26 protein-coding genes and 1 riboswitch are annotated in these 26,235 nt (G+C 46.1%); of the genes, 24 read left to right on the forward strand and 2 right to left on the reverse strand.

Going from position 1 to position 26,235, the window contains the following annotated elements; translation table 11 throughout:
* Nucleotides 1–3 precede the first annotated feature (3 nt).
* From argJ to Q4G98_RS09235, 12 genes are all read left to right on the forward strand, one after another.
* Nucleotides 4–1,209, forward strand: a complete 1,206-nt coding sequence (argJ, locus tag Q4G98_RS09180; RefSeq protein ID WP_177561226.1) for a bifunctional glutamate N-acetyltransferase/amino-acid acetyltransferase ArgJ — start codon at nucleotides 4–6, stop codon at nucleotides 1,207–1,209.
* 110 nt (nucleotides 1,210–1,319) lie between these two features.
* Nucleotides 1,320–2,207 (forward strand): acetylglutamate kinase, encoded by an 888-nt coding sequence (gene argB, locus Q4G98_RS09185; RefSeq protein WP_021717949.1) that lies wholly within the window; start codon nucleotides 1,320–1,322, stop codon nucleotides 2,205–2,207.
* 36 nt (nucleotides 2,208–2,243) lie between these two features.
* Nucleotides 2,244–3,434, forward strand: a complete 1,191-nt coding sequence (locus Q4G98_RS09190) for an acetylornithine transaminase (protein WP_177561227.1) — start codon at nucleotides 2,244–2,246, stop codon at nucleotides 3,432–3,434.
* 21 nt (nucleotides 3,435–3,455) lie between these two features.
* On the forward strand, nucleotides 3,456–4,397 hold the full coding sequence (argF, locus tag Q4G98_RS09195; RefSeq protein ID WP_177561228.1) for an ornithine carbamoyltransferase: 942 nt from the start codon (nucleotides 3,456–3,458) through the stop codon (nucleotides 4,395–4,397).
* A gap of 128 nt (nucleotides 4,398–4,525) precedes the next feature.
* Nucleotides 4,526–5,746, forward strand: a complete 1,221-nt coding sequence (locus tag Q4G98_RS09200) for an argininosuccinate synthase (protein WP_177561229.1) — start codon at nucleotides 4,526–4,528, stop codon at nucleotides 5,744–5,746.
* On the forward strand, nucleotides 5,746–7,158 hold the full coding sequence (gene argH / locus Q4G98_RS09205) for an argininosuccinate lyase (protein ID WP_298564544.1): 1,413 nt from the start codon (nucleotides 5,746–5,748) through the stop codon (nucleotides 7,156–7,158). The genes Q4G98_RS09200 and argH overlap by 1 nt, the downstream gene beginning before the upstream one ends.
* Before the next feature lie 130 nt (nucleotides 7,159–7,288).
* A complete protein-coding gene (cdaA, locus tag Q4G98_RS09210; protein WP_044491756.1) occupies nucleotides 7,289–8,122 on the forward strand; it encodes a diadenylate cyclase CdaA in 834 nt (277 codons plus the stop codon).
* Complete coding sequence (locus Q4G98_RS09215) at nucleotides 8,119–9,033, forward strand: YbbR-like domain-containing protein (protein WP_177561231.1); 915 nt, start codon at nucleotides 8,119–8,121, stop codon at nucleotides 9,031–9,033. The genes cdaA and Q4G98_RS09215 overlap by 4 nt, the downstream gene beginning before the upstream one ends.
* A 16-nt stretch (nucleotides 9,034–9,049) precedes the next feature.
* Nucleotides 9,050–10,651: an FAD-dependent protein gene (locus Q4G98_RS09220; protein ID WP_366916993.1), complete on the forward strand. Its 1,602-nt coding sequence runs from the start codon at nucleotides 9,050–9,052 to the stop codon at nucleotides 10,649–10,651.
* Nucleotides 10,652–10,723: 72 nt separating this feature from the next.
* Nucleotides 10,724–12,064: a phosphoglucosamine mutase gene (glmM, locus tag Q4G98_RS09225; protein ID WP_177561233.1), complete on the forward strand. Its 1,341-nt coding sequence runs from the start codon at nucleotides 10,724–10,726 to the stop codon at nucleotides 12,062–12,064.
* Between the two features lie 289 nt (nucleotides 12,065–12,353).
* Nucleotides 12,354–14,183, forward strand: coding sequence for a glutamine--fructose-6-phosphate transaminase (isomerizing) (gene glmS / locus Q4G98_RS09230; RefSeq protein ID WP_177561234.1), 1,830 nt, complete (start codon nucleotides 12,354–12,356; stop codon nucleotides 14,181–14,183).
* Nucleotides 14,184–14,320: 137 nt separating this feature from the next.
* A complete protein-coding gene (locus tag Q4G98_RS09235; protein WP_298564549.1) occupies nucleotides 14,321–14,731 on the forward strand; it encodes a DUF3783 domain-containing protein in 411 nt (136 codons plus the stop codon).
* 32 nt (nucleotides 14,732–14,763) lie between these two features.
* On the opposite strand, the gene Q4G98_RS09240 is transcribed toward Q4G98_RS09235, so the two are convergent.
* Both Q4G98_RS09240 and Q4G98_RS09245 read right to left on the reverse strand, forming a co-directional pair.
* Nucleotides 14,764–15,654, reverse strand: a complete 891-nt coding sequence (locus tag Q4G98_RS09240) for a DMT family transporter (protein WP_298564551.1) — start codon at nucleotides 15,652–15,654, stop codon at nucleotides 14,764–14,766.
* Nucleotides 15,655–15,745: 91 nt separating this feature from the next.
* Nucleotides 15,746–16,642 carry a radical SAM protein gene (locus tag Q4G98_RS09245; RefSeq protein ID WP_298564553.1) on the reverse strand — a complete coding sequence of 299 codons (897 nt, stop codon included), beginning with the start codon at nucleotides 16,640–16,642 and terminating at the stop codon, nucleotides 15,746–15,748.
* 103 nt (nucleotides 16,643–16,745) lie between these two features.
* Nucleotides 16,746–16,822, forward strand: a riboswitch (ZMP/ZTP riboswitch).
* A gap of 41 nt (nucleotides 16,823–16,863) precedes the next feature.
* Between Q4G98_RS09245 and Q4G98_RS09250 the strand changes: the two genes are divergently transcribed.
* The 12 genes from Q4G98_RS09250 to Q4G98_RS09305 all read left to right on the forward strand — a co-directional run.
* Nucleotides 16,864–18,039 (forward strand): phosphoribosylaminoimidazolecarboxamide formyltransferase, encoded by a 1,176-nt coding sequence (locus tag Q4G98_RS09250; protein WP_366916994.1) that lies wholly within the window; start codon nucleotides 16,864–16,866, stop codon nucleotides 18,037–18,039.
* A 225-nt stretch (nucleotides 18,040–18,264) separates the two neighbouring features.
* Entirely contained in the window at nucleotides 18,265–18,705 is a 441-nt protein-coding gene (locus Q4G98_RS09255) for a hypothetical protein (RefSeq protein ID WP_177561239.1), read from the forward strand.
* 62 nt (nucleotides 18,706–18,767) lie between these two features.
* Nucleotides 18,768–19,907 carry an acyl-CoA dehydrogenase family protein gene (locus tag Q4G98_RS09260; RefSeq protein ID WP_177561240.1) on the forward strand — a complete coding sequence of 380 codons (1,140 nt, stop codon included), beginning with the start codon at nucleotides 18,768–18,770 and terminating at the stop codon, nucleotides 19,905–19,907.
* A 213-nt stretch (nucleotides 19,908–20,120) separates the two neighbouring features.
* Nucleotides 20,121–20,564, forward strand: coding sequence for a signal peptidase II (gene lspA, locus Q4G98_RS09265; RefSeq protein WP_298564557.1), 444 nt, complete (start codon nucleotides 20,121–20,123; stop codon nucleotides 20,562–20,564).
* A complete protein-coding gene (locus Q4G98_RS09270) occupies nucleotides 20,528–21,472 on the forward strand; it encodes an RluA family pseudouridine synthase (protein ID WP_177561242.1) in 945 nt (314 codons plus the stop codon). The genes lspA and Q4G98_RS09270 overlap by 37 nt, the downstream gene beginning before the upstream one ends.
* A gap of 21 nt (nucleotides 21,473–21,493) precedes the next feature.
* Entirely contained in the window at nucleotides 21,494–22,048 is a 555-nt protein-coding gene (gene pyrR, locus Q4G98_RS09275) for a bifunctional pyr operon transcriptional regulator/uracil phosphoribosyltransferase PyrR (protein WP_177561243.1), read from the forward strand.
* A 12-nt stretch (nucleotides 22,049–22,060) separates the two neighbouring features.
* Nucleotides 22,061–22,705, forward strand: a complete 645-nt coding sequence (locus Q4G98_RS09280; RefSeq protein ID WP_293548662.1) for a lactate utilization protein — start codon at nucleotides 22,061–22,063, stop codon at nucleotides 22,703–22,705.
* Nucleotides 22,706–22,842: 137 nt separating this feature from the next.
* Nucleotides 22,843–23,634 (forward strand): uridine phosphorylase, encoded by a 792-nt coding sequence (gene udp, locus Q4G98_RS09285; protein ID WP_298564562.1) that lies wholly within the window; start codon nucleotides 22,843–22,845, stop codon nucleotides 23,632–23,634.
* Between the two features lies 1 nt (nucleotide 23,635).
* Nucleotides 23,636–24,865, forward strand: a complete 1,230-nt coding sequence (locus Q4G98_RS09290; RefSeq protein ID WP_298564564.1) for a phosphopentomutase — start codon at nucleotides 23,636–23,638, stop codon at nucleotides 24,863–24,865.
* Nucleotides 24,866–24,879: 14 nt separating this feature from the next.
* A complete protein-coding gene (locus tag Q4G98_RS09295; protein WP_298564566.1) occupies nucleotides 24,880–25,455 on the forward strand; it encodes a hypothetical protein in 576 nt (191 codons plus the stop codon).
* 142 nt (nucleotides 25,456–25,597) lie between these two features.
* The gene (gene nrdD, locus Q4G98_RS09300; RefSeq protein ID WP_293548658.1) at nucleotides 25,598–25,870 is read left to right on the forward strand and encodes an anaerobic ribonucleoside-triphosphate reductase; all 273 of its coding nucleotides are present in this window, start codon (nucleotides 25,598–25,600) and stop codon (nucleotides 25,868–25,870) included.
* Nucleotides 25,871–26,044: 174 nt separating this feature from the next.
* Nucleotides 26,045–26,235: endonuclease/exonuclease/phosphatase family protein (locus Q4G98_RS09305; RefSeq protein WP_367949982.1), on the forward strand; the 191-nt coding region annotated here is incomplete at its 3' end.

Consider the following 26,235-nt stretch of genomic DNA (forward strand, 5'->3'; position numbering starts at 1 on the left):
ACAATGAAAAAAATCGAAGGCTGGGTAACTGCGCCGCAGGGATTTCTTGCCGCCGGTGTCAAAGCCGGGATCAAAGCCAGCGGTAATCATGATGTGGCTGTTATTTACAGCACGGTCCCTGCTGCTGCGGGCGCTGTTTTCACTCAGAACAAAATGTGTGCCGCGCCTGTCCTGGTAAGCAGGGAAGTGGCGCAGGAAGCGGCCGCTCAGGCTATCATAGTCAACAGCGGCTGTGCTAATGCCTGTACGGGTGAGCAGGGGCTGCTGGATGCTAAGGAGATGCAGACTTTTGCCGCCGGTCTTCTGGGGATCGAGCCGCAGCAGGTTTATGTTTGCAGTACTGGTGTCATCGGGCATTTTTTGCCGATGGATAAAATAAAAACCGGTCTGGCTGATGCCATTGACGCTATGGATGAAGCAGAAGGCGAAAGCTGCGCAATGGCGATCCAGACAACAGATACCTTTATTAAGCGGGCGGCTTATGAGTTTGAGGTTGGCGGCAAGACTGCCAAAATTGCCGGTATCGCCAAGGGAGCGGGGATGATTCATCCAAATATGGCGACTATGCTGACGTTTTTGACTACGGATGCAGCGATTGCCCCGGATGTTTTAAAACGTGCTGTTAAAGCTGCGGCGGATAAATCCTTTAATATGGTTGTCGTTGACGGGGACACCAGCACTAATGACAGTATGATCGTACTGGCCAACGGACTGGCTGAAAACGAGATCATTCTTTCCGAGGAGCATCCGGATTATCCGGCGTTTTTTGAAGCTTTGCTGACCTGTGCGCAGGATCTTGCGAAGCTGATTGCCCATGACGGAGAAGGGGCTACTAAATTTTTAGAGGTCAATGTTGTCGGCGCCGCTACCTGGGAGGATGCTAAAGCCGCAGCGATGGCAATAGCCAAGTCGCCGCTGGTGAAAACAGCCTTCTTCGGCGAAGATCCCAACTGGGGACGGATCGTCTGCGCCGCAGGTTACAGTGGTGCGGCGATGACTGCCGATAAAGTTAATTTGGAAATCGGCGGTGTGCGTCTGGTTGAACAGGGTATGAACTGTAATGTGCCGTTGGCCAGTCTGTCGCCTATCATGAGTGAGCATGATATCACTATGACTATCGATTTGGCTGCCGGTCAGGAAAGTGCCACTGTCTGGACCTGCGATTTCAGCTATGAATATGTCAAGATCAATGGCGAATACCATACCTGAGTATAGTTGTTGTTTTACTGAGGCGGGAGCTGTTGCCGCAGCAGATTTATAAAAATATCGAAATGGCGGTCCAGGGCCCGGTACTGCCATAAAAACAGGAGGAACTGTCTATGTTACGTAACGAAGAAATCAAAACTTTAGTGGAAGCGCTGCCCTATCTGCGTGATTTTAAAGGTAAAACTGTTGTAGTGAAATACGGTGGCAACGCTATGCTGAATGATGATATTAAAACTAAGGTACTGCAGGATATAGTTTTTCTGCAATGCGCAGGTCTGCGTCCGGTCGTTGTACATGGCGGCGGCCCTGAGATCACTGCCATGCTGGGCAAAGCCGGCAAAAAAACACAATTTGTCAGCGGTCTGCGCGTTACTGACGCAGAATCCGTAGGCATCGCTGAGATGGCGCTGGTAGGTAAGATCAATACCGATCTTGTTGCCCGTTTGAATGTTCTGGGCGGACGTGCAGTTGGTTTGAACGGCAAGGATGCCGGCCTGATCCGCGCTAAAAAACATTTGGCGGACGTATATGAAAATGGTGAAGTCAACCTGGTGGACATCGGATATGTCGGTAATGTCGAAAAAATCAATACAGAGCTTTTAGAAGTATTGCTCGATAATGATTTTATCCCGGTCATTGCGCCTACAGGTGTCGGCGCTAACGGCGAAACTTATAATATCAATGCCGACAGTGTAGCAGGAGAAATAGCCGGGGCACTGAAAGCGGAAAAACTGTTGGTGCTGACTGATGTTAAGGGTATTTATGCCGATTATCGCGACGAAGCCAGCTTCATTTCTACCCTGAGCTTTGAAAAAGCACAGGAACTGATCATTCGCGGCAATATCGACGGCGGGATGATTCCCAAAGTAAAGGCCTGTATCACGGCTCTTTCTGGAGGCGCTAAAAAAACGCATATTATTGACGGACGTGCCGAGCATACTATTTTGATGGAAATCTTCAGTGATGAAGGCGTCGGCACAGAAGTTGTCAAAGAGCTGTAAACACAGCTGAGAATAAAAAAGTTAGAGGGGATCTCAATGGACGCAAAAACAATCATCGACCAGACAGAGCAATATTATTTGCCGGTCTTTGGCCGTTATCAGCTGGCGCTTACTCATGGTAAGGGCTGTAAGCTTTATGATGCTGACGGCAACGAATATCTGGATTTTCTGGCAGGGATAGCGGTTAATTCTTTAGGGCATGCGCATCCTGCTTTGATAAAAGCTATCAGCGAGCAGGCTGCCAAACTGATGCATTGTTCTAATATTTACTATACTGATATTCAGGCATTGGCTGTTAAAGAGATTATTGAAGCAACAGGCTTTGACAGGGTCTTTTTGGCCAACAGCGGTGCTGAAGCCAATGAAGGCGCTATTAAACTGGCGCGTAAATATGGTCACCAGAAAAACGAGGGGAAATATCGTATTATCACTGCGGTACATTCCTTTCATGGACGGACGATGATGACTGTGACCGCTACAGGCCAGCCTAAATATCAGCAGGGCTATGAACCGCTGCCGGCAGGATTTGACTATGTGCCTTACGGCGATCTGGAAGCACTGCGCGAGGCTATGGATGAAGATGTCTGCTGCGTTTTGCTGGAACCCATTCAGGGTGAGGGCGGCGTTCATGTTCCCAGTGACACGTATTTGCAGGAAGCACGAGCTTTATGTGATAAATACGACGCACTGCTTATTTTTGATGAAATTCAAACAGGCGTCGCACGTACGGGAAAATGGTTTGCTTATATGCATAGCGGCGTTAAACCTGACATCATGACTTTTGCCAAGGGCATCGGCGGCGGTTTTCCGGTCGGTGGTTTTGTAGTTACAGAAAGGCTGGCCCGTGTGTTCAAACCTGGTGACCATGGCGGTACTTTCGGCGGTAACGCTTTGGCCTGTGCGGCTATTTATGCGACTTTGACTACGATAAAAAAGGAAAATATCGTAGAACAGGCTGCAGAAAAAGGCGACTATTTCAAAAAGCAGCTGGAGGCCTTGATGGCTAAATATCCGGATAAAGTTGTGGAAATACGCGGCTGCGGTTTGATTTTGGGTATGGAGCTGGCCAAAGATGGCAAAGCGCTTGTAGATGCTTGCCTGCAGCGGCATGTTATCGTCAATTGTACTGCCGGCAACGTGATTCGCTTAGTTCCTCCTTTGATCGTTACCAAAGAAGAAATAGATCAGGCAGTAGCTGCTTTAGATGCGGCGCTGGCCGAATTTTAACCAAGTTTGTGAGGGTGGAGAATGGGTTTAAGAAATAAAGATTTGATTTCAATTCATGATTTATCAGTGGGTGAAGTCGCGACTATTTTAGATGTTGCCAAGAAATTGAAACGTAAACAGAAGAATGGGGAACCGCATCAATATCTAAAAGGCAAAACCCTGGGAATGATTTTTTCCAAGGCTTCAACGCGTACGCGTGTATCCTTCGAGGTAGGCTTCTGGCAGTTGGGCGGTCATCCGATCTATTTGAACGATTCTGCTTCCCAGATCGGCCGTGGCGAACCTGTGCGCGATACGGCGCGAGTATTGTCGCGCTTTGTGGACGGGATCATGATCCGGACGTTTTCGCATGAATCTGTACTGGAGCTGGCTAAATATGCAAGTATTCCCGTTATTAACGGTTTGACTGATCTGCTGCATCCCTGTCAGGCGCTGACAGATTTGTTCACGATCATGGAGCACAAAGAAGTACTGAAAGGGCGGAAGCTTGTTTATGTGGGTGATGGCAATAATATGGCGCATTCTTTGATGTACGCCTGTGCCAAAGTGGGCATGAATATGGTTTGTGCCTGCCCGCAGGGCTATCAGCCTGATCCGGAAATCGTCAGGACCGCGCAGGAAGATGCTGTTCATACCGGCTGTACGATCGAAGTAGATGACGATCTGTTTAGGGCCGCTAAAGGTGCAGACGTGCTTTATACTGATGTTTGGGCCAGTATGGGACAGGAGTCGGAGCAGTCTATCCGTCAGGAGGCTTTGGGAGAATATCAAATCAATAAAGAACTGCTGGCAGTGGCCCGTCCTGATGCTATGGTGCTGCATTGTCTGCCGGCACACCGTGGTGAAGAAATAACCGAAGAGGTTTTAGAAGGACCGCAGTCAAAAGTTTTTGATCAGGCTGAAAATCGCCTGCATGTGCAAAAAGCTGTCATGGCCCTTTTGATGAGCGATGAAGTGCTGTAAATAAAAATACGGTATACATTCATAAAAACTCTTCCATTTTCCTGAAAATGTGGTATAATCATATTCGTTGCTACAAGTTTATACATAAAATCTTATATATTTAAACATTTTAGGAGGCTGTATCTACAATGAAAAAAGAAGACATCAAAAAAGTCGTACTTGCTTATTCCGGTGGTCTGGATACCTCGGTAATCATTCCCTGGCTGAAAGAAAACTACAATAACTGCGAAGTTATTGCGGTTACCGCAGACTTGGGACAGGGTGACGAGCTTGATCCTGTGCATGATAAAGCGCTGAAATCCGGTGCCAGCAAATGCTATGTTTTAGATTTGAAAGAAGAATTTATTGCCGATTACGTCTGGCCTGTTGTTAAAGCCGGCGCAGTTTATGAAAAGAAATATTTGTTGGGTACTTCTTTTGCCCGTCCGCTGATCGCTAAAAGATTAGTGGAAATTGCTGAAAAAGAAGGCGCTGACGCTGTTGCGCACGGTGCTACCGGTAAAGGCAACGATCAGGTCCGTTTTGAGCTTTCTGTAAAGGCACTGGCGCCGCAGCTGGCAATCATTGCCCCCTGGCGTGAATGGAGCATTCGTTCCCGTGAAGACGCTATCGATTTTGCCGAAGCTCATAATATCCCCATTCCTGTTACAAAAGAGCATGATTATTCCATGGACCGCAATATGTGGCATCTGAGTCATGAAGGTTCCGATCTTGAAGATCCCTGGAATGCTCCTAAAGACGCGCTCTTTATTGTAACTAATACGCCTGAAACCGCTCCTGACAAAGCTGAATATGTGGAATTGGAATTTGAGCAGGGCGTACCTGTTGCTGTTAACGGTAAGAAATTAAGTCCTGCTGCTATTGTTGAGACTCTTAACGAGATCGGTATCCGCAACGGCGTTGGTATCTGCGATATGGTCGAAAACCGTCTGGTAGGTATGAAATCCCGTGGCGTTTATGAGACTCCCGGCGGTTCCATTATTTATTACGCTCACAATGAGTTGGAAAACCTTTGTCTGGACCGCGCTACTATGAGTTATAAACAAATGGTAGGCATCAAATATTCTGAACTCGTTTATGACGGCATGTGGTTCTCACCGCTGCGTGAAGCTTTAGCAGCTTTTGTCGATGAAACGCAGAAAACTGTTACCGGTACTGTACGTTTGAAACTGTACAAAGGCAACATCATTTCTGCAGGCGCTAAATCTCCTTATTCCTTATACAGCCAGGAATATGTAACTTTCGGCGCTGACGAAGTTTATAATCAGGCAGATGCCAGCGGCTTTATCAATCTGTTCGGCCTGCCGTTGACAGTGCGCGCTTTGATGAAACAAGGAAAACTGAAATAATGGCTAAGCTTTGGGGCGGCAGATTTAGTAAAAATACCAATGAGCTCGTAGATGCGTTCAATGCGTCGATTGAGTTTGATAAACGGTTGTATCATGAAGATATCCGCGGCAGTATCGCTCATGCGCAGATGCTGGGAAAATGCGGCATTATTCCTGCCGAAGATGTGGAAAAGATCGTAGCCGGGCTGGAAACTATTCTTGCTGATATCGAAGCTGGTAATTTCAGTTTTGAGGTGGCTTTAGAAGACATCCATATGAACATCGAAGCACGTCTTACCGAACGGATCGGTGCGGCGGGGGCACGTTTGCATACTGCCCGCAGCCGTAATGACCAGGTTGCTTTGGATATGCATATGTATATGAAACGTGAGATCGTAGAAATCGGTGAATTGCTGCTGCAATTTGAAAAGGCGCTGCTGGCAGTTGCCAAAAAGCACGATAAAACACTGATGCCTGGTTATACGCATTTGCAGCGAGCTCAGCCGATCACCTTTGCACACCATCTGCTGGCGTATTTCAATATGCTGCAGCGCGATTTTCGCAGATTGCAGGGCGTGTGGGCCGGTGCGGATATGATGCCTCTTGGCGCGGGCGCTATTGCTGGGACGACATTTCCCATTGACCGCTTTGATGTAGCTGAACAGCTGAATTTCGGCAGCGTTTATGCTAATAGTATGGATGCGGTCAGCGATCGTGATTATGTCATTGAATTTTTGTCGTTTGCTTCCGTTTTGATGATGCATATGAGCCGTTTAAGTGAAGAGATTTGTCTGTGGTCGAGTACAGAGTTTGGTTTTATTGAACTGGATGATGCTTTTGCTACAGGTTCTTCGATGATGCCGCAGAAAAAAAATCCCGATATTGCCGAGCTTGTACGCGGCAAAACAGGTCGTGTTTACGGACACCTGCAGGCTATGCTGGTTACGGCCAAAGGCTTGCCCTTGACCTACAATAAGGATTTGCAGGAAGATAAAGAAGGCTTCTTCGATGCTGTCGATACAGTTAAATTCAGTTTGGCTGTTTACAGTGATATGATTTCTACGATGACGGTCAATGTTGAAAAAATGGAACAGGCAGTCAGCAAAGATTTTTCCAATGCTACCGATCTTGCAGATTATCTCGTCCGCAAAGGCCTGCCTTTCCGTCAGGCTCATGAAGTTGTGGGTAAGTGTGTGGCTTATGCTATCCATCAGGGAAAATTCCTGCCGGAGCTTTCGCTGGAAGAATATAAAACTTTTTCGGGGTTGTTCGAGGCAGATCTGCTGGACGCTTTGCAGCCGGAAAACTGTGTGGCGGCTAGAACTTCTTACGGCGGTCCTGCTTTTTCTGAAAATGCTAAGCAATTTGCCCGTGGTGAAGTGCTGCTGGCTGAACAGCAGGCTGTTTTAGAGGATTTAAAAGCAAGAATATAATTAATTTAAGAAATTTTTGCAAAATATATTAAACTCGTGCATTTCGCATAGCGAAGTGCACGAGTTTTTTGTTATAATGTATATTAGGATATTGTTGTCTGAAAAAATACTTAGGAAACAGGTGAAGAGTTTGTTATTGCAGCTGCAGGGATTATTAAAAACAATAAGCATTTTAGATGTTTTGGATATTTTAGTCGTCGCTTATTTCCTCTTTCGTATATATTTGATGCTGAAAAATACCAGGGCCGCAACTTTGGTAAAAGGCCTTTTGGTTTTGGCTGTTATTTTATTTATAAGTAAGTGGCTTAACCTGCATGTTATTACCTGGCTGCTGGAAAAAAGTATGACTGTAGTTATGGTGGCGCTGCCGGTCGTTTTCCAACCGGAACTGCGCCGGGCGTTGGAGCAGATCGGACGTGGACGGTTGTTTCACAAGCATAATGAGCTTGACGAAAAAGAACTGGAAGACATGTTGAATGCTGTTACCAATGCTACGGAAATTATGAGCCGGCGTAAGATAGGCGCACTGATGGTTTTTGAACGTGAAACCGGTTTGGAGGAACGGATTGAGACGGGTGTTCCGATTGATGGGCTGATTTCCGATAGTCTGCTGCTGAATATTTTTGAACCGGATACTCCTTTACATGACGGCGCTGTCGTCATTCGCGGTAATCGTATCGTGGCTGCCAGCTGTCTGCTGCCTTTGACTGAGGCGCGGAATCTGAGCCAGGAGTTAGGAACGCGGCACCGGTCTGCCATTGGTATCTCTGAACAGTCTGATGCTTTAGTACTGGTTGTCAGCGAAGAAACCGGGACGATTTCGTTGGCGCGGAATGGTGAACTGCATCGTTATCTTACCGGTGAGGATATTAAGAGTTTACTGAGAGCTGCCGTAGTCCAGCCTTCTTTGAACTGGAAGCAGGTTATCAATGATAAAATCAAAGAGATTCGGGGTGGCAAATGATGGGGAATTTCTTTGATCGTGAAAATATGCTGGCACGGGTCATTGCTTTTATTATTGCCTGTGCGCTATGGATGTATGTCATGAATGACCAGAATCCACTGGTGGAGCGTAACTATGTGGTTAATTTGGAACTGCGTAATGTTCCCGAGGGTATGATCGTGCTTGATGCTCCTGATAAAGTACGGGTTAAGGTACAGGCCCAGAGAACTGTTTTGGGAGACATAACGGAAAAAGAAGTTACTGCTTACGTTGATTTTGCCGATAAAAATATCGGACAGCAGACTTTACCTGTCAAGGCACAGTTTAATCAGGGGACTGTTTTAGAAGTCTATCCCAACAATATTTATGCTTATCTTGATTCTGTTACAGAAAAGGTCATGGAGGTCGAGACGCGTGTTATCGGTATTCCTGCGTCTGATTTTACTTTAAGCAAACGAGAGGTCATTCCTGACAGTGTAACGGTAAAAGGCGCCTCGCACCGTATCAATGAAATGGGCCGGGTCGTCGCTCCAGTCGATGTCAGTGAGCGTGAAAACGACTTCCAGGTTGAAAGTACTTTGATCGCCATGAGCAATAGCGGGCTGGAAATGCCTGATTTACAGATCACACCTGCCAAAGCGCAGGTCAAAGCCTCGCTGGTACGTCAGATGATCACAGTTGAAGTACCGGTAGTTGTAGAAACTACAGGCCAGCTGACTGGCGGTATGAGTATGAAGCGTGCCCTTTCTGAACCGGCAACAGTAAAATTGACTGCCGAGCCATCGGTTTTGCAGAATATAACAGAGGTCAAAACCCAGCCGGTAGATTTAGGTAAATTCAGTACTGACGGTAATGTCGAAGCAGTACTTTTGCTGCCCGAAAAAACTATGGCTGATACTCATACGGTCAAAGTCCATATTGAAGCAGAATGAGGAAGGATTACTAATGCTGTTAAAGGTGAATAATGTCAGGGTTCCTTTGTTGGAAGAGCTGTCAGTTAAAGAGGCGGCAGCTAAAAAGCTGGGGTTAAAAAAACAGGATATTGAAGATTTACAAATAGTGCGGCGGGCAGTTGATGCCCGCCGTAAAAATAATATTTTCCTGAATTACCACGTAGTAGTTAATTTGGGAATATCAGCCAAACAGGCAGGCAGATTACTCAAAGATAAAGATATCAGTTTGCTGGCAGCAGAGCAGCTTGCAGGGCCTGTTTTGGGTGGAGAAAAGATAACAGGTCGGCCGCTTGTTATTGGTGCAGGGCCGGCTGGATTATTAGCCGCGTTAGAGCTTGCCAGGTATGGTTACCGGCCGCTGGTGCTGGAACGGGGCAAACCTGTAGCTCAAAGAGTGACGGATGTGCAGCGTTTTTGGCAAAACGGGGACTTTGATCCCGATTCCAATGTTCAGTTTGGTGAAGGCGGCGCAGGTACTTTTTCTGATGGCAAACTGACCACCCGGGTCAATGATCCGGTGATGGGAAGTATTTTAAAAGATTTTGTGCAGGCCGGCGCGCCTAAGGAAATTTTATATGAGCACAAGCCGCATGTGGGAACGGATAAATTGCGCGCGATGGTTGCAGGGTTAGCAAATGAAATTCGTGCTCTGGGCGGTGAAATACGCTATCATGCCCATGTTACCGGGTTTATCGTTAACGGAAACGTTTTGACTGGTGTAACTCTTGCCGGCGGCGAAAAAATCATGAGTAATGCCATTGTATTGGCCTGTGGTCACAGCGCCCGCGATACTTATGCCAGTTTATTGAAGCTTGGCGTTGGCATTGAAGCCAAGCCTTTTGCGATCGGAGTGCGGATCGAACACCCGCAGGAGCTGATCGATAAGGCGCAGTATGGCGATTTTGCCGGGCATCCGCGTTTAGGTGCTGCTGACTATGCCTTGGTACACCATACTCCGGATAAAAGCCGGACAGCGTATTCTTTTTGTATGTGTCCTGGTGGTGTGGTCGTTGCGGCGGCATCGGAAACCGGCGGTGTTGTCGTCAATGGCATGAGTATGTACCGACGTGATTCGGGGATCGCCAACAGTGCGATCGTTGTCAATGTCGGCCCGCAGGATTTTGGTACAGATCCGCTGGCCGGTGTAGAATTTCAGCGGCACTATGAAAAACTGGCGTTTAGGGCCGGTGGAGGCTGCTATAAGGCACCGGCGCAGAATGTCGGCAGTTTTTTGAAAAGGCTGCCGCCTGATTTGCAGTGCGCTGTCGAGCCGACTTACAGACCGGGGCTTACTGCCTGGGCCTTAGACAGTGTTTTGCCGGATTTTGTGACGGATACTTTACGAGCGGGGATAGCTGCTTTTGACAGGAAGATACATGGGTTTGCGGATAGCGGCGCTTTACTCACAGGTATCGAAACAAGAACTTCTGCTCCGGTAAGAATTATGCGCAATAATGAAACTAAAGTTTCACTGACCCATAACGGATTGTATCCGTGTGGTGAAGGCGCCGGCTATGCCGGTGGGATCATGAGTGCTGCTTTAGATGGTTATCATGTCGCCAGAGCAATAATGGCAAAGTTCGCTCCTTTATCTTAAAGGCTTGTCACCCGACGATAAAAAGTTTATAATAAGCTGATAATAAAAAATCCTTAGTTCGGAGGTCTTGTAATGGCTCGTTTGTTTGGTACTGATGGTGTGCGCGGAGTCGCTAATGTAGAGCTGACACCGGAGCTTGCTTTTAAATTGGGCCGCGCTGCGGCAACTTATTTTGGCAGGGAAACTGCTACGCCGAAAATAATTATCGGCCGTGATACACGTTTGTCAGGTACGATGCTGGAAGCCGCTTTGGCAGCCGGTATTTGTTCTGCTGGCGGCAATGCGCATCTTTTGGGAGTGATGCCTACCCCGGCAGTGTCTTTTCTGACTCCGGAAGTGAAGGCCAATGCCGGTGTGGTTATTTCGGCTTCCCATAATCCTTTTGAAGATAACGGGATCAAATTTTTCTCTAAAACCGGACACAAATTACCGGATGCCGTCGAAGATGAGATCGCTGAACTGGTAAGTCTGCCGGTGGAATGCAGTAAGAATCCCAGCGGATCTTCTGTGGGCCAGGTCATTGTCGAAGAAGGACTTGATAAGCTGTATATCGATCATGTCATTGCCGCCGCACCCTGCAAACTTAACGGTTTAAAGGTCGTGATGGACTGCTCCAATGGTGCTAACAGTGTTATCGCCCCGGTCATTTTACGTTCTTTAGGTGTTGAAGTCGTAACGATCTTCAATCAGCCTAATGGCATCAATATCAATAATGGCTGTGGTTCGACGCATCTGGAAGCATTGCAGGCCAAAGTACTGGAAGTCGGCGCTGACGTTGGTATTGCCAACGACGGTGATGCCGATCGCTGTCTGGTGGTAGATGAAAATGGCGAAGCGCTTGATGGTGATCAGATGATGCTGATTTGTGCGCTGGAACTGATGAAAAAGAAGCAGCTGAAAGATAATGTGCTCGTCACTACTGTTATGAGTAATGTGGGGCTGCACCAGGCTATGAAAAAATACGGCGGTTCCTGTGTCAAAACAGCAGTCGGCGACCGTTATGTATTGGAAGAAATGCTGAAAAACGGCTATAATCTTGGCGGTGAGCAATCGGGGCATATCATTTTCTCGAAATATGCTAAAACCGGTGATGGTATTTTAACAGCAGTACAGCTGCTTGGAGCATTGATCCAAAATAACAAACGGCTCTCGGAAATGGGGGCGATGATGACTAAATATCCTCAGATCCTGCTTAATGTGCGCGTGGCTGATAAGCACGGCTGGGAAGATAAAGCCGCTATTAAAAACGTTATCAAAAAATATCAGGATGAGCTTGGTGACAATGGTCAGATTTTAGTACGGGCATCCGGTACTGAACCGTTGATCCGCATCATGGCCGAAGGGCCTAAACAGGAGCGGTTGGAGGAGATCGCAAGCGCTATTGCCGAAGTGGTCAACTGCGAGCTGGGATAACCGGGCAACATTGACCTGAGAGCTAAAATATAGTACAATAACAGTGGTTACAAGGACGTGCCGCGTGGGACAAGCCAAGCCTGCGCGGCATGTTGTGTGCTCAGCATACACTTGTTGCCATAAGCGCAAGTGCCGCCTCTGGCGGCAGACGAGGGAGAGGTTTATCGATCAGTCAGCGGGTGCCTCTCGGCTAGCTGCAGGCCGCAAGCAGACTACAAATTCCGGTGGCAACACCGGTGACAAAATGTCTGTGGCAGAATTGGCAATATACATTTAGGAGGATACAACTATGTGTGGTATCGTTGGTTATATTGGTAATAACCAGGCAGCGCCGTTTTTATTGGACGGTATGAGCAAACTGGAATACCGCGGTTATGATTCCGCTGGTATTGCTGTTTATGAAAAAGGTAAGATCACTGTTGAAAAATGTGTGGGCCGTCTTGATTCTTTGCGTCAAAAATTGGAAGGTCATATGCCTGAGGGTACTATGGGTATAGGACATACCCGCTGGGCTACCCATGGACGTCCGTCCGACCGTAACTCTCATCCGCATACGGATGCCAGCGGTGATTTTGTTGTTGTCCATAACGGCATTATCGAAAACTATCTGGTGCTCAAGGAAGATTTGATCGCCAAAGGTCACAAGTTTGTTTCTGAAACAGATACGGAAGTTGTAGCACATCTGATGGCTGCGTATTATGACGGAGATTTTGAAGAAACTGTCAAGAAGGTTCTGCGCGTTATTGAAGGCTCTTATTCTCTGGTGTTTATGTGCGCGCAGGAACCTGAGAAAATAATTTGCACGAAAAAAGATAATCCGCTGGTCATTGGGCTTGGTGAAGGAGAAAACTTCATCGCTTCCGATATTCCTGCGATCATTGCAAAAACACGCCGTACCTTTATTATGAGCGACGGCGAGATCGCTACTGTTACCAAAGATGGTGTCTGGGTACAGGATATTAATGGTACTCCGATCAGCAAAAAGGTATTTGAGGTCAACTGGAATGCCGAAGCTGCTGAAAAAGGCGGTTTTGAACATTTTATGCTCAAAGAAATTTACGAACAGCCTAAATCTATCCGTGATACGATGACTGGTCGTGTACCTAAAGATTCTCATGGGATCGAGTTTGCTGAACTGGGCTGGACCGAAGAAGAAATGGCAGGTATTAATAAAATTTTTATCGTTGCCTGCGGTACTGCTTATCATGCGGGTATTGTCGGTAAGTATTATCTGGAACAGCTGGCACGTATTCCTGTAGAAGTCGATATTGCCAGCGAATTCCGTTACCGCAGTCCGCTGGTTGACGGCAACAGCCTGACGATAGTTATCAGCCAGTCCGGTGAAACCAGCGATACTTTAGCTGCTTTAAAAGAAGCCAAACGTCTTGGCTCCCGCACTTTGGCCGTTACGAATGTCGTAGGCTCTTCTATTTCCCGCGAGGCCGATCAGGTAGTCTACACTTATGCCGGACCTGAAATTGCTGTTGCGTCTACCAAAGCCTATACTACACAGCTTTTAGTAATGCTGATGCTGGCGATCTATGTTGGCCGCTTACGCGGTACTTTAGATATTGCCCAAGCCCATAAGCTGGTAGAAGGTCTGCATGAGATTCCGGAGCAGATCCATAAACTGTTGGAAAATGTAGATCAGATCAAAGTCTTTGCTACCCGTTATGGCAGCAGTGAAGACGCATTTTTCCTGGGGCGCAGCCTTGATTATGCGGTAGCCCTGGAGGGTGCCTTAAAACTGAAAGAAATATCTTATATTCATGCAGAAGCTTATGCGGCCGGTGAGTTGAAACACGGAACATTAGCGTTGATTGTCGAAGGTGTGCCGGTAATAGTTTTGGCTACGCAGCCGGATGTTTATGATAAAACCGTCAGCAATCTGCAGGAAGTCAAAGCACGCGAAGCCATGGTCATTGCCATTGCCTTTGAAGGTGATGACAGTATCGCCAAATATGCCGATCACGTTATCTTTATTCCGAGAACGGATAAATATTTGGCACCGCTGCTGGCAGTATTGCCATTGCAGCTGCTGGCTTATTATGCGGCTCTGACCCGTGGCTGTGATGTCGATAAGCCAAGAAATCTTGCTAAATCAGTAACAGTCGAATAAAAAGTACGCCTGCCGAAAATTTCGGCAGGCGTTTTATATCAGCTGAATAAGAACTGTTTGGTACTAAAACTGGTGAATTTTAGCAGTTCTGTGCTATAATAATGCTATCAATAATCATTATCGAAAAGGAGAAAAATATGAGTCATTCCGTTGCTTTGTTATATAATTTTCAGGATGAAAAGCTGAAAATGACAAAAATGGTCTGCATGATGATGCAGGTGCGTTTTAGAGAGGTTGCCAAAGAGGAATATAACCAGCCGTTGGGTGTTTTGCTGGGATTACCTGATATACAGTCTGAAACCGAGGTTTATCAGGGCGAAGAGCTGCAGGAGGAAATGCTGCTGCTGCATGGATTTGACGGCAGTAAGCTGCAGAAATTTTTAACGGCGCTGCAGCGTGTTGGCGTAGGCCGGATCGAGTTGAAGGCCATGCTGACAGAAAACAATAAATCCTGGAGCGGGCTGTCTTTGTACGAGGAGCTGTGTCAGGAACGGGCTGCATTTAAACAGCTGGAAGCTGAAAAGCGGAACCAAACTACAGAAAAATAAACAGAACACCGCGGCATGCCGCGGTGTTCTGTTTATTTAGTTAGCTCTAAAGTGAGAGTTTCTAAAATATTCTCAGCAAAAATACAGAATAAGATTATCACAGCACCGCTGATGCCCGTTAAAGTAAGTTTCTCTGCTAGCAGCAGATAGGACGCGGCGGCAGTTAAAACAGGCTGAGTACACTGCAGCATTGATACTAAGGAAGCCGGTAAGAACTTCAAAGCGGCATTTTGCAGAAAATATGCCAGACAGGTACAGGTTACAGCAAGATAAATTACTACGGCCCAGGCGGCAGGCTGAATCTTGGGAATGACAGCTGCTTCGTCAAAAAGCAGAGCGCAGACGATACTGATAACAGCAGTGATAAAGGTCTGGATAGCTGAAATAGTTACAGCATCGGTCAGGCGCAATGATTTTTCTCCAAATACAAGCGCTCCGGCAACACTTACGGCTGTCAGCAAAGCCCAGAGATCGCCTTTATTGAACTCAAAGGCGCCGCCGTTGCTGCACAGCAGATACATACCGAGAATGACGCAGAGCTGGATAGGAAGATGTGTAAGCCTGTAAGGACGCTGTAAAATTACTATTGATAAAAGCGGTGCGAAAATGACTGATAACGACATGATAAAACCGACGTTTGTCGCTGTAGTTCCTTCTAATGCCAGATTACATGAGATATAGGCGGCTGCCATACAGAGACCTGCCGGCAGGTATTGACCGGCAGAAAGTGTCTGCAGCTGCTCTTTCAGGCGCGTTCCAAAAAATATGGCAAAGATAATAAAAGCCAGACTGAAACGAAATGCCAGGCACCATAAAGGTGTAATGCTGGTAAAAGCAATTTTAGTCAGGGGATTACCTAAGCCGTAAAGCAGGCTTTGCAGCAATATAAAAATAATATATTTGTTGCGCGAATCAGTTTTCATTTTCCCTCACAAACAAATGGTAAGAATAAATTTATTGTGAGTTATAGTTTATCAGTTGTTCTGATTATTGGCAAGAAAAAGTGTAAATGGACTAAACTCCTGTTTCATCAAAGCAGGGGATAAAGTCAGTACTGGCGGCTGAATCTTCTTGGACGAAACCGTCTTCGATGCCTGAAGTAAAAAGATATTGTTCGACTTGCCGGTATTCTTCCTGGGTAACGGTACGGTTGAGCTCAGGGTATTCTGCGGCCCGTCCGCAGGGGATATATTGATGCATCAGGCTGAACAGAACCTGGCCCGGTTCAAAATTATCAGCGACCCAGTCGATGATTTTCAGGGTATTTTCTATCATGTTAGGTAAAAGCAGATGCCTGATCATGACACCGCTTTTTAACAGTCCCTGTTCATCCATTTGATAGGGGCCGACTTGTTTATACATGGTTTTTATGGCGGTTGTAGCTATATTAAAATAATTAGGGGCATTGCTGTATTTGATTGCCGCTAAGTCGTCACTGTATTTTAAGTCCGGCAGCCATATTTGCACCTTGTTTTTTAATCTGCGCACTGTATCTACGGTTTCAAAGCCGCTGGTATTATAAACTACAGGAACCGGCAGCGGTTCTGACAGGCTTGCGATAACAGCCTCGGTAAAATGAGTTGCCGTGACCAGATTGATATTATGAGCTCCCTGTTCAATTAATTCTGAATAAATTTTTTTTAAGCGTTCGACCGATATTTCTTCACCTTTGTTTAAACAGCTGATTTCATAGTTTTGGCAAAAGGCGCAATGTAAATTGCAGCCGCTGAAAAAAACAGTGCCGGAACCATTAGTGCCGCTGATACATGGTTCTTCCCACATGTGCAGCGCCGCACGGGCAACTATCGGCTGCATGCCGCAGCCGCAGGAACCAAAGACACCTTCCTGACTATTTAATGTTTCAGGTCTGTCAACTCCGCAGCGATGCGGGCAAACATAGCAATAAGTCATTACAACATCTCCCTTGGAGTATTTTCTAAATTGTAGCATAGTTGACTAAGAGATAAAAGGATAATTGACAAAAAGACGGGCAAAAAGTATAATCTAAAACAGAAGTAGGTCATATAACTGACGGAAGTGGATTAACCACAGGGAGTATGACCGGTATTGCCGACCGTCTGGGCGCTGAGCTCCAGAAGTGTCGGTTTTTTTATTATTTTTAAGGAGGAATAATTGTGAAAGAGCTGCAATTGAAGTATGGCTGTAATCCCAATCAAAGTAAGGCGCGTATTTATAGTAAAAAAGGTGAGCTGCCGATCGAGGTTCTGAACGGACGCCCCGGCTATATTAATTTTCTGGACGCATTTAACAGCTGGCAGCTGGTGAAAGAATTGAAAGAAGCTACAGGTCTACCTGCGGCAGCATCTTTTAAACATGTAAGTCCGGCCGGAGCCGCTGTCGGCCTGCCGATGAGTGATGTGTTGAAAAAAATATATTATGTTGACGATCTGGAGCTGACGCCTTTGGCGACGGCTTATGCCAGAGCCCGCGGCGCTGACCGTATGTCGTCTTATGGCGACTTTGTGGCGTTGTCCGATATTTGTGATAAAGAAACTGCAGCGATGCTGGCACGTGAAGTTTCAGATGGTGTCATTGCTCCCGGCTATACTGACGAGGCTTTGGCTATCTTAAAAACCAAACGTAAAGGAACCTATAACGTGATCAAGATCGATCCGTCGTATATTCCGGAAGTACAGGAAACAAAAGATGTATTTGGCATAACTTTTGAACAGGACCGTAATGAAGCCAAAATTTCAGCAGAGCTTTTGGTAAACCGTCCTACTGTTAATAAAGAAATCCCTGCAAATGCAGCGCGTGATCTACTGATTGCCCTGATCACTTTAAAATACACGCAATCCAATTCAGTCTGTTACGTTAAAGATGGCCAGGCCATTGGTATTGGTGCCGGCCAACAGTCACGTGTACATTGTACCAGGCTGGCTGGGAATAAAGCCGATAACTGGTGGCTGCGTCAGAATCCCAAGGTTTTAGCGCTGCCGTTCAAAGATAGTATCCGTCGCCCGGATCGTGATAATACCATTGATGTTTATATTTCAGATGACTATGAAGATGTGTTGGCAGACGGGGTTTGGCAGCAGTTCTTTACCGAAAAACCGGCTCCGCTGACACGCGCAGAGAAAAAAGCGTGGCTGCAGGAATTGCACGGAGTTGCGCTTGGCAGTGATGCATTTTTCCCGTTTGGTGATAATATTGAACGCGCGCACCGCAGCGGTGTTGATTATATTGCCCAGGCCGGCGGCAGTATCCGCGATGATAACGTTATCGAAACCTGTGATAAATATAATATCGCTATGGCCTTTACCGGATTGCGGCTGTTTCATCATTAAAAGTTTTCCGCCAAAGTTTTCTTTGGCGGATTTTTTGATTGGGAATGACTGACAAGTCATTTTACGGTTGTTTAAGCTTATCGGGGCATTTTTTTACATAAATTGCATAAAATTGACTGAAAACTCTTGAGTTAGTAAATTTTTTGTGGTAAAATACTCAAGGTATAATGTCCAAAATATGTTTTTGTTTTAGCAACATTGCAGTAAGTAGGAGATGAGCGGTTCATGAGTGCAGAAAATGCAGAGGGAATACCTTTTTTAGTGCATTCGGCTTGTCTGGAAAGGCGTCTTTTAGATGATGCGGCACTGAGTATAGAACAGGTAAACTGCGGCAGGGTGCGGATAAATCTTTCTTTGAAGGATGCCTCTGACTTTGATCATCGTGGCTTTGTTTGCAGCAGTGTCGTCTACCGGCTTATTGAAGCCGCATTGCAAATCAGTGCGGTCAGCGTTGGGGTTGAAGCTGAAACATTAAATTTTTGTTGTAACATTGTAAAATACACAGCAGCGCAAAAGCTTTATGCTGTCTGTAAGCTTTGCCATAACGGACGAATGACTCTTGTAGCTGAAGCTGAGGTATATGATGAAAAGAATACCCTGCTGGCAACTGCTTTGACGACTTTGTTTGTTGTGGAAACAATTAAAGATATACCCCGTAAATGGTAAAGGCTGACGTCAAGTCGCCTTAACAAGCAATTTGGCTCAAGCCTTAACACAAGGAGGACAAAATGGATTTTGCACTTAATGAAGAACAACTTGAATTACAGGAGATGGTGAGGGATTTTGTAGAAAAAGAAATTACCCCTTACGCTGCCGAAATGGACAAGAACAATCAAGCAATGCCAGGTCTGATGGAGAAAGCAGCAGACATGGGTCTTTTGAATGTTATTGTTCCTGAAGAATATGGCGGACCTGGTCTGGACAGCGTTACCGTTGCCGTTATTTATGAAGAACTGGGCAAGGGCTGTGCCGGCGTTGCTACCTCAATGGCTGCAAATTCCCTGGCGTCTTACCCTATTTTGATTGCAGGAACTGAAGAACAGAAGCAGGCACATTGTGATTTGCTGAATGAAGGCAAACTGGCTGCCTTTGCTTTGACTGAACCTGGTGCGGGTTCTGATGCCGGCGGTGTTGCTACTTCTGCGGTAAAAAATAAAGAAGATGGAACTTACACGCTTAACGGTACTAAAGCTTTTATCACCAACGGTGGTATCGCCGATACTTATCTGGTATATGCCAATACCCGTAAAACCGGCGGTATCCGTGGCTTGACTGCTTTTATCGTGCCGAAAGGAACCCCCGGGTTCAAGGTTGGCAAAAAAGAGGACAAAATGGGTATTCGCCCTTCTAATACCTGCGAGCTGATTTTACAGGATGTCGTTATACCTGAAGCTAACCGTGTTGGCCGTGAAGGCGAGGGTTTCCGTATTGCCATGAATACTCTGGATTCTGCGCGTCCTTTTGTCGGTGCAGTATCTGTTGGTTTGGCACAGGCTGCTTTAGACTGCGCTGTAAAATATGCTAAAGAAAGAAAACAGTTCGGCCAGCCGATTGCTTCTTTCCAAATGATCCAGTCAATGATCGCCGATATGGCGATGAAGGTCGAAACTGCCAGACTGATGGTGCATAAAGCATGCTGGATGCGCGATCAGGGCTTGGAATTCTCTAAAGAAGCCGCTATGGCTAAATGCTATGCTGCTGATGTAGCTATGCAGGTCACTACTGACGCCGTTCAGGTAATGGGCGGTTATGGCTATTCCCGTGAATATCCGGTCGAAAAAATGATGCGTGATGCTAAGATCATGCAGATTTATGAAGGCACCAATCAAATTCAGCGTTTGGTTATCGCTAATAAAATACTGTACTAATAATTATTTATGAGACCCGGTACTATTTGGTGCCGGGTCTTTTACATAGGCGCACTGAAGTTATTTATGTATAAATGTAAAAAAATATATATTTCAACTGTTTTGGTTGCCGCTATAAGTGTATCTGCTGATGGTGTGGCAGTAAATCATTGAAAAAAGATGATTTTACAGGTATAATAATAAGAGTAATTTTTATAAATATAGGAGCAATTTATGATCTTGATTTGGCTGGCGGCATTAGTCGTTGTGCTTGACCAATTGACAAAATATATCGTTGTTGCCATGATGACGGAGGGTCAAAGTATCCCCGTCATTCCCAACATTTTTCATTTAACTTATATTCTTAATCCCGGCGCTGCCTTTGGCATGTTTGCGCATAGCCGTACTTTTTTTATTGGTGTAGCTTTGCTGGTACTGATCATAGTTTGGTGGTTCAGAAAAGATATCTTGGCAGAACCCTTGTGTGTACGTGCCGGAACTGCACTTTTTATCGGTGGTGCCGTAGGGAATTTGATTGACAGATCGGTTAACGGTATGGTCGTAGATTTTTTTGATTTTCGTATCTGGCCGATTTTTAATGTGGCTGATATTGCGATTTGTGTAGGAGTTGGTCTTATTATATGGAATTTAATACAGACGGAAATACTGGAGAAGTAGAAAAGATTATTGCGGCAGAAGAAGACGCAGGGCAGCGGCTGGATATCTATCTGGCTATGAAGCTGGATGTTTCGCGTTCTAATATGCAGAAATTGCTGGAGGATGGCCGCGTAGTACGGGGAACAAAAGTACTTAAAGCCAACTATAAAGTAAGGGCTGGCGACGAATTTGCAGTTGCGCTGCCAGAACCAGAACCTCTGGAAATCCAACCGGAGAATATTCCTTTAGATATTATTTTTGAAGATGAAGATGTCGTCGTTATCAATAAAAAGCGCGGCATGGTAGTACATCCGGCGCCTGGCAACTATACCGGTACGCTTGTTAATGCTCTGCTTTATCATTGCCAAAACTTGTCAGGGATAAATAATGTTATCAGACCGGGCATCGTACACCGTTTGGATAAAGACACCTCCGGCATCATGATTGTAGCTAAGAATGATGCTGCCCATATCTCGCTGTCGGAACAGATCCAAAGTAAAACTGCCCGGCGTTCATATATTGCGATAGTTAGGGGCAATGTCAAAGATGATAGTGGTACTGTTTCAGCCCAGATTGCCCGTGATAAAAACGATCGTAAAAAGATGAGTGTAGTACAGTCCGGCGGTCGTGACGCGGTAACTGATTATGAAGTGCTGGAGCGTTTTGGCCGTTTCACTATTGTTCGCTGCCGTCTAAGGACTGGGCGCACACATCAGATACGTGTCCACATGGAATATTTAGGTTATCCCCTGGTGGGCGATCCCAAATATTCACCCATGAAGGTGCCATTTGCAATCAATGGGCAGGCACTGCATTCGCAGGTGCTTGAATTTACGCATCCGCGTACCGGAGAACGCCTGCATTTTGAGGCCGTGATACCGGAAGACATGCAGAAGATCATTACCCGTTTACGCAACGGTCAATTTTAAAAACAATTTGAGGTGAGCAGCATGAGTAAAGTTGTTAAGAAAAACGTAATTATGGACAGTGACGGCATGCGCCGTGCCCTGGTACGTATTGCCCATGAAATTATTGAAAAAAACAAGGGTGTCGGGAATGTTGTGCTTGTTGGTATCCGCACTCGTGGTGTACCGCTGGCGCAAAGGATCGCTCAGGAGATCGAAACCATTGAAGGCGTAAAAGTAGAAGTGGGGATGCTCGATATTACCTTATACCGTGATGACCTGTCTACATTGGGGTATAATCCTGTTGTCCACGGAACGGATATTGATTTTGACCTGAATGGTAAGATCATCGTTTTAGTAGACGATGTGCTCTATACCGGCCGCACGATCAGAGCGGCGCTGGACGCGGTCATTGATATGGGACGTCCCCGCGCCATCCAGTTGGCAGTGCTGATTGACCGTGGTCATAAAGAACTGCCTATCCGTGCCGACTTTGTCGGGAAAAATGTACCGACAGCTCATAAAGAAACTATCGAGGTTACGCTGAAAGAACATGATGGGATCGATGAAGTATTTATAGGGGAAGTCGTTGCAGAATAAGAGGTGAGCATAATGACAAAAACTCCTATCCAATCGCGCAGTGAAGCTGCATGTAAAACAGTTTTGAAAAATCTGGAAAGACGTGGTTTTGAAGCTTATTATTGTGAGGACAAAGCTGCAGCTTTGGCTAAAGCATTGGAACTTATCCCGGCGGAGGATGTAGTTTCCTGGGGTGGCTCCGTCAGTATCCAGGAAATCGGTCTGCTGGAAGTAATGCGCAGCGGACGTTATAAGATCATTGACCGTGAGACGGCAGAAACGCCGGAACAGAGAACTGATTTACTGCGTCAGGCGCTGCTGTGCGATACTTTTTTGATGAGCAGTAACGCTATCAGTGAAGATGGACAGCTGGTCAATATTGACGGAACTGGTAATCGTGTGGCAGCGATGGTTTACGGACCTAAAAGCGTGATCGTTGTCGCAGGTGTCAACAAGCTCGTTAAAACGCAGGCTGACGCCTTGGCACGGGCGCGGATGATCGCAGCGCCGATCAATACGCATCGTTTCCCGCAGCTTAAAACTCCCTGTATAGAAACAGGCTTATGCGCAGATTGCAACTCGCCTGACTGTATTTGCAATTACATCTTGACGACCAGACGCTGTAAACCAGCAGGAAAAATCAAAGTGATCCTGGTTGGTGAGAACTTGGGCTATTGAGTATATTACTGCCGCAGCATTTGCTGCGGCAGTTTTTTATTTCACATTACTGTAATATTTTTTTGCAGGAGCAAGTATAAAAATGGCGAATACATAAATTAGATAGAAATCTGTTGTTGAGAAAGTGAGGCAGAAAAATGGGAAATACAGCGGCGCCTGATGAGATTCTTTATCATATCGGTCTTTCTGCAGACATGATCAAAGGAGCGGAGTATGCTTTGCTTCCGGGCGATCCAGGACGCGTTGAAGCGTTGGCTAAAGCCCTTGGGGCGGCTGAACCCGTGGTTTGTCATCGTGAATATACAAGCTGGCTGGCAGATGTTGACGGCACAGCGGTACTGGTTTGCTCTACTGGCATGGGCGGTCCTTCTGTAGCTATCGGGATGGAAGAACTGGCCCGTATAGGTATAAAAAATTTTATTCGTGTCGGGACTACCGGCTCCATTCAGCCTAAGGTAGAACTTGGTGATGTTGTTATCAATAAAGCCGCGGTGCGTTTAGAGGGGACCTCACAGCATTATGCGCCGGTGAATTTTCCGGCAGTAGCTTCGTTCGAATTGACACTTGCCCTGCAGCAGGCAGCGGCAAAGCTGGGGGTTCCTTATCATACAGGCATTTCTGTTTCCAGCGATACTTTTTGGCCGGGGCAGGAACGGTATGACAGTTATACAGGCTATGTAAGAAAAACTTTGCAGGGAAGTCTGCTGGAGTGGCAGGAGTTAGGGGCCTTAAATTATGAGATGGAAACTGCGGCCTTGTTTATTGTAGCGCAGAGTTTTGGGTTAAAAGCTGCTTCGATCTGCGGTGTTGTTGCTAAAAGGACCGACAGTGAGCAGGTTGCGCCGCCGGAAACTTACGCGCTGGCTTCGCAAAGATTTCAGAGTGTAGTAAAACAGGCTTTGCGGGATTTGATAAAGGCAGGTAAATAATATGGCAAGAAGCATAATTTTATTATTAGATTCTTTTGGTATCGGCTCTGCCCATGATGCTGAAAAATTTGGCGACAGCGGTGCGGATACGTTAGGGCATATCTGCGAGTGGATGGCAGCAAACCGCAGAAAGGTGGATGGCAGCCCTGATTATTTACGTCTTCCAAATTTGGCAGGACTGGGGCTTGCTGGAGCGGCGGAGCTCAGCCGTGGACAGAAGCTGGCACATCCTTTAAGCAGTGATGACAGCCGTATCAATGCTGCGTATACCTGTGCGGAGGAAATAAGCCATGGCAAAGATACGCTGAGCGGACACTGGGAAATCGCGGGCGTGCCTGTACTTTTCGATTGGGGATATTTTCCGCAGCAGCCGAAATGTTTTCCGGAAGAACTGGTCGAGGCGATCATCAAACAGGGAAATTTGCCGGGCGTACTGGGTGAGAAGCACGCATCAGGAACGGAAATAATCAAAGAACTTGGCGAAGAGCATTTACAGACCGGAAAACCGATTATTTATACCAGTGCAGACAGCGTTCTGCAAATTGCTGCACACGAAGAAGCTTTCGGGCTGGATAGATTATATGAATTATGTAAGATTTGCTATGAACTGGTCAAGCCTTATCATATAGCGCGCGTTATAGCGAGGCCGTTTGTAGGCAGCTGTGCGGAAGATTTCGTGCGGACAGGTAACCGGCATGACTACGCTGTACCTGCGCCAGAAGCTACCCTACTTGATAAATTAACAGCTGCCGGCGGCAGCGTGTACGCCGTTGGCAAAATAGCAGATATTTTTGCGCATCGCGGGATCACAAAACATTATCCTGCCAGCGGGCTGGAGAAGCTGTTTGATACGGCCTTACAGGCTGTGCAGGAAGCACCCGATAAGAGTCTGGTATTTGTGAATTTTGTGGATTTTGACTCTTCCTTTGGGCATCGCCGTGATACGAAGGGCTACGGAGAAGGCCTGGAGTATTTTGATACACGGTTACCGGAAATGTTAGCGGTGTTGAAGCCGGAAGATTTGTTGCTGATCACAGCCGATCATGGCTGCGATCCTACCTGGAGCGGCAGTGACCATACACGTGAAAAAATCCCGGTATTGTTTTTTGGAAAAGGTGTTGTCAGTCAGGCTTTAACTCCTATGCGCACTTTTTCTGATATTGGTCAGACTATAGCTGACCACTTGGGTATAGAGCGGCTTACCAATGGAACTGCTGCTGATTTGCGTTGACAGGAGGGATACTTATGAAGAAAATCAACTGGCTGCTGCTGGCGGTTTTATTAGTTGTTGTAGCGGTCATTCCTAATACGGCTGCGGCTTTCGCTGATCAGCCTGCTGCTTTTATAGTTTTTGATAACAGTGGTAACGTGAGCCAGCAGGTTTACAAAATGTGGCGCGAACCAGTACGCTGGGCATACCATTTCCCTGATTTTAAGCTGGTGGATACTGACAGGCCGAAAAAGGTGGCCGCTGAAAATATTTTTGCCGGGCAGGGCAAGCATAATATAGACCAGTCCGTTATGCGTAAAATAGCGGAAGAGATACCGGCAGAAGCTGTAGTCTTAGTGATCGTGCACGATATGTATGAGCAAATGGTGCAGGGGATGTTCTGGCGGAACGAAGACAGCTCAACCTATGTAAAAACAGTTTTAAATGCTGATATTTATGTTTACCGGAAAGACGGCGATAAATTTTCTAAAAAGCGGATCCGGGAAAATGAAATCAAAGAATTAGGCAATCAGACCGCTCCGGAAGAAACTATGAAGTGGGCGATCAGTAAGCAGGTAAACCTGATGGAGAATCGTCCGATCATTAGTTGAAAGCATAAAACGAGATACTAAATGTTGTATCGAAAAATGTTAATAACAAAAATAGACACAAAATATTGTAGAAAGTGCTTTACAAATAATAATTATTGATTTATAATTAGGTCATGGAATTTTATTGAAGGAGCTGGTTCACATGACTTACGAATTACAGGGTATAAAAATTAATTGCGCGGATGGGATCTCACAAGAGGAAGCCGCCATTTATCTTGATAATCAATTACAGGTAATGCCTCATAAAACCCTGTTGTCTTTGGATTTGGGGCTGGATGGTAACGATATAATTGTTAAGCCTCACTATGATACTATCGTGCGTGTGCGCCGTATCACCGGCTATCTCAGTACTTTGCCGCGTTTCAATGATGCGAAGAAGAAAGAAGCTGCTGATAGAGTTTCCCATATCCAATAAAATCAAGCTTCAAAGCCCCGGTCCTATAGGCCGGGGCTTTTTTGTGTACATTTGTTTGCAAAAATGTCAAAGCATGTTCGTTAAAGTATCTTTAAAAAAGCGAAGATAAATGATAAAATATTACTATTAAAGAATTTTTTTAGGCAGTTAAAGCTGCAGATGGGATGTGTTGCTATGAAATTGATTTCTTGGAATGTTAACGGGCTGCGGGCCTGTATGAATAAGGGCTTTAAAGAATTTATGGACAGCGTCGACGCAGATATTTTTTGTGTTCAGGAAACAAAAATGCAGCGGGAACAGGCGGAGTTTGTTTTTCCCGGATATGAGGAATACTGGAACAGCGCTGAAAAAAAGGGGTATTCCGG

It is taken from the genome of uncultured Phascolarctobacterium sp. (assembly GCF_958349595.1).
GTDB lineage: Bacteria > Bacillota > Negativicutes > Acidaminococcales > Acidaminococcaceae > Phascolarctobacterium.

Excerpts from the sequence above, each read along its gene's own strand:
- Q4G98_RS09240 (WP_298564551.1), bottom strand. The coding sequence starts at position 15,654 with ATGAAAACTGATTCGCGCAACAAATATATTATTTTTATATTGCTGCAA.
- Q4G98_RS09295 (WP_298564566.1), top strand. The coding sequence starts at position 24,880 with ATGAAGAAAATCAACTGGCTGCTGCTGGCGGTTTTATTAGTTGTTGTA.
- argF (WP_177561228.1), top strand. The coding sequence starts at position 3,456 with ATGGGTTTAAGAAATAAAGATTTGATTTCAATTCATGATTTATCAGTG.
- Q4G98_RS09235 (WP_298564549.1), top strand. The coding sequence starts at position 14,321 with ATGAGTCATTCCGTTGCTTTGTTATATAATTTTCAGGATGAAAAGCTG.
- udp (WP_298564562.1), top strand. The coding sequence starts at position 22,843 with ATGGGAAATACAGCGGCGCCTGATGAGATTCTTTATCATATCGGTCTT.
- Q4G98_RS09190 (WP_177561227.1), top strand. The coding sequence starts at position 2,244 with ATGGACGCAAAAACAATCATCGACCAGACAGAGCAATATTATTTGCCG.
- Q4G98_RS09260 (WP_177561240.1), top strand. The coding sequence starts at position 18,768 with ATGGATTTTGCACTTAATGAAGAACAACTTGAATTACAGGAGATGGTG.
- Q4G98_RS09290 (WP_298564564.1), top strand. The coding sequence starts at position 23,636 with ATGGCAAGAAGCATAATTTTATTATTAGATTCTTTTGGTATCGGCTCT.
- Q4G98_RS09280 (WP_293548662.1), top strand. The coding sequence starts at position 22,061 with ATGACAAAAACTCCTATCCAATCGCGCAGTGAAGCTGCATGTAAAACA.
- Q4G98_RS09215 (WP_177561231.1), top strand. The coding sequence starts at position 8,119 with ATGATGGGGAATTTCTTTGATCGTGAAAATATGCTGGCACGGGTCATT.
- lspA (WP_298564557.1), top strand. The coding sequence starts at position 20,121 with ATGATCTTGATTTGGCTGGCGGCATTAGTCGTTGTGCTTGACCAATTG.
- Q4G98_RS09270 (WP_177561242.1), top strand. The coding sequence starts at position 20,528 with ATGGAATTTAATACAGACGGAAATACTGGAGAAGTAGAAAAGATTATT.
- Q4G98_RS09245 (WP_298564553.1), bottom strand. The coding sequence starts at position 16,642 with ATGACTTATTGCTATGTTTGCCCGCATCGCTGCGGAGTTGACAGACCT.
- Q4G98_RS09200 (WP_177561229.1), top strand. The coding sequence starts at position 4,526 with ATGAAAAAAGAAGACATCAAAAAAGTCGTACTTGCTTATTCCGGTGGT.
- argH (WP_298564544.1), top strand. The coding sequence starts at position 5,746 with ATGGCTAAGCTTTGGGGCGGCAGATTTAGTAAAAATACCAATGAGCTC.
- glmS (WP_177561234.1), top strand. The coding sequence starts at position 12,354 with ATGTGTGGTATCGTTGGTTATATTGGTAATAACCAGGCAGCGCCGTTT.
- argB (WP_021717949.1), top strand. The coding sequence starts at position 1,320 with ATGTTACGTAACGAAGAAATCAAAACTTTAGTGGAAGCGCTGCCCTAT.
- argJ (WP_177561226.1), top strand. The coding sequence starts at position 4 with ATGAAAAAAATCGAAGGCTGGGTAACTGCGCCGCAGGGATTTCTTGCC.
- glmM (WP_177561233.1), top strand. The coding sequence starts at position 10,724 with ATGGCTCGTTTGTTTGGTACTGATGGTGTGCGCGGAGTCGCTAATGTA.
- nrdD (WP_293548658.1), top strand. The coding sequence starts at position 25,598 with ATGACTTACGAATTACAGGGTATAAAAATTAATTGCGCGGATGGGATC.
- pyrR (WP_177561243.1), top strand. The coding sequence starts at position 21,494 with ATGAGTAAAGTTGTTAAGAAAAACGTAATTATGGACAGTGACGGCATG.
- Q4G98_RS09255 (WP_177561239.1), top strand. The coding sequence starts at position 18,265 with ATGAGTGCAGAAAATGCAGAGGGAATACCTTTTTTAGTGCATTCGGCT.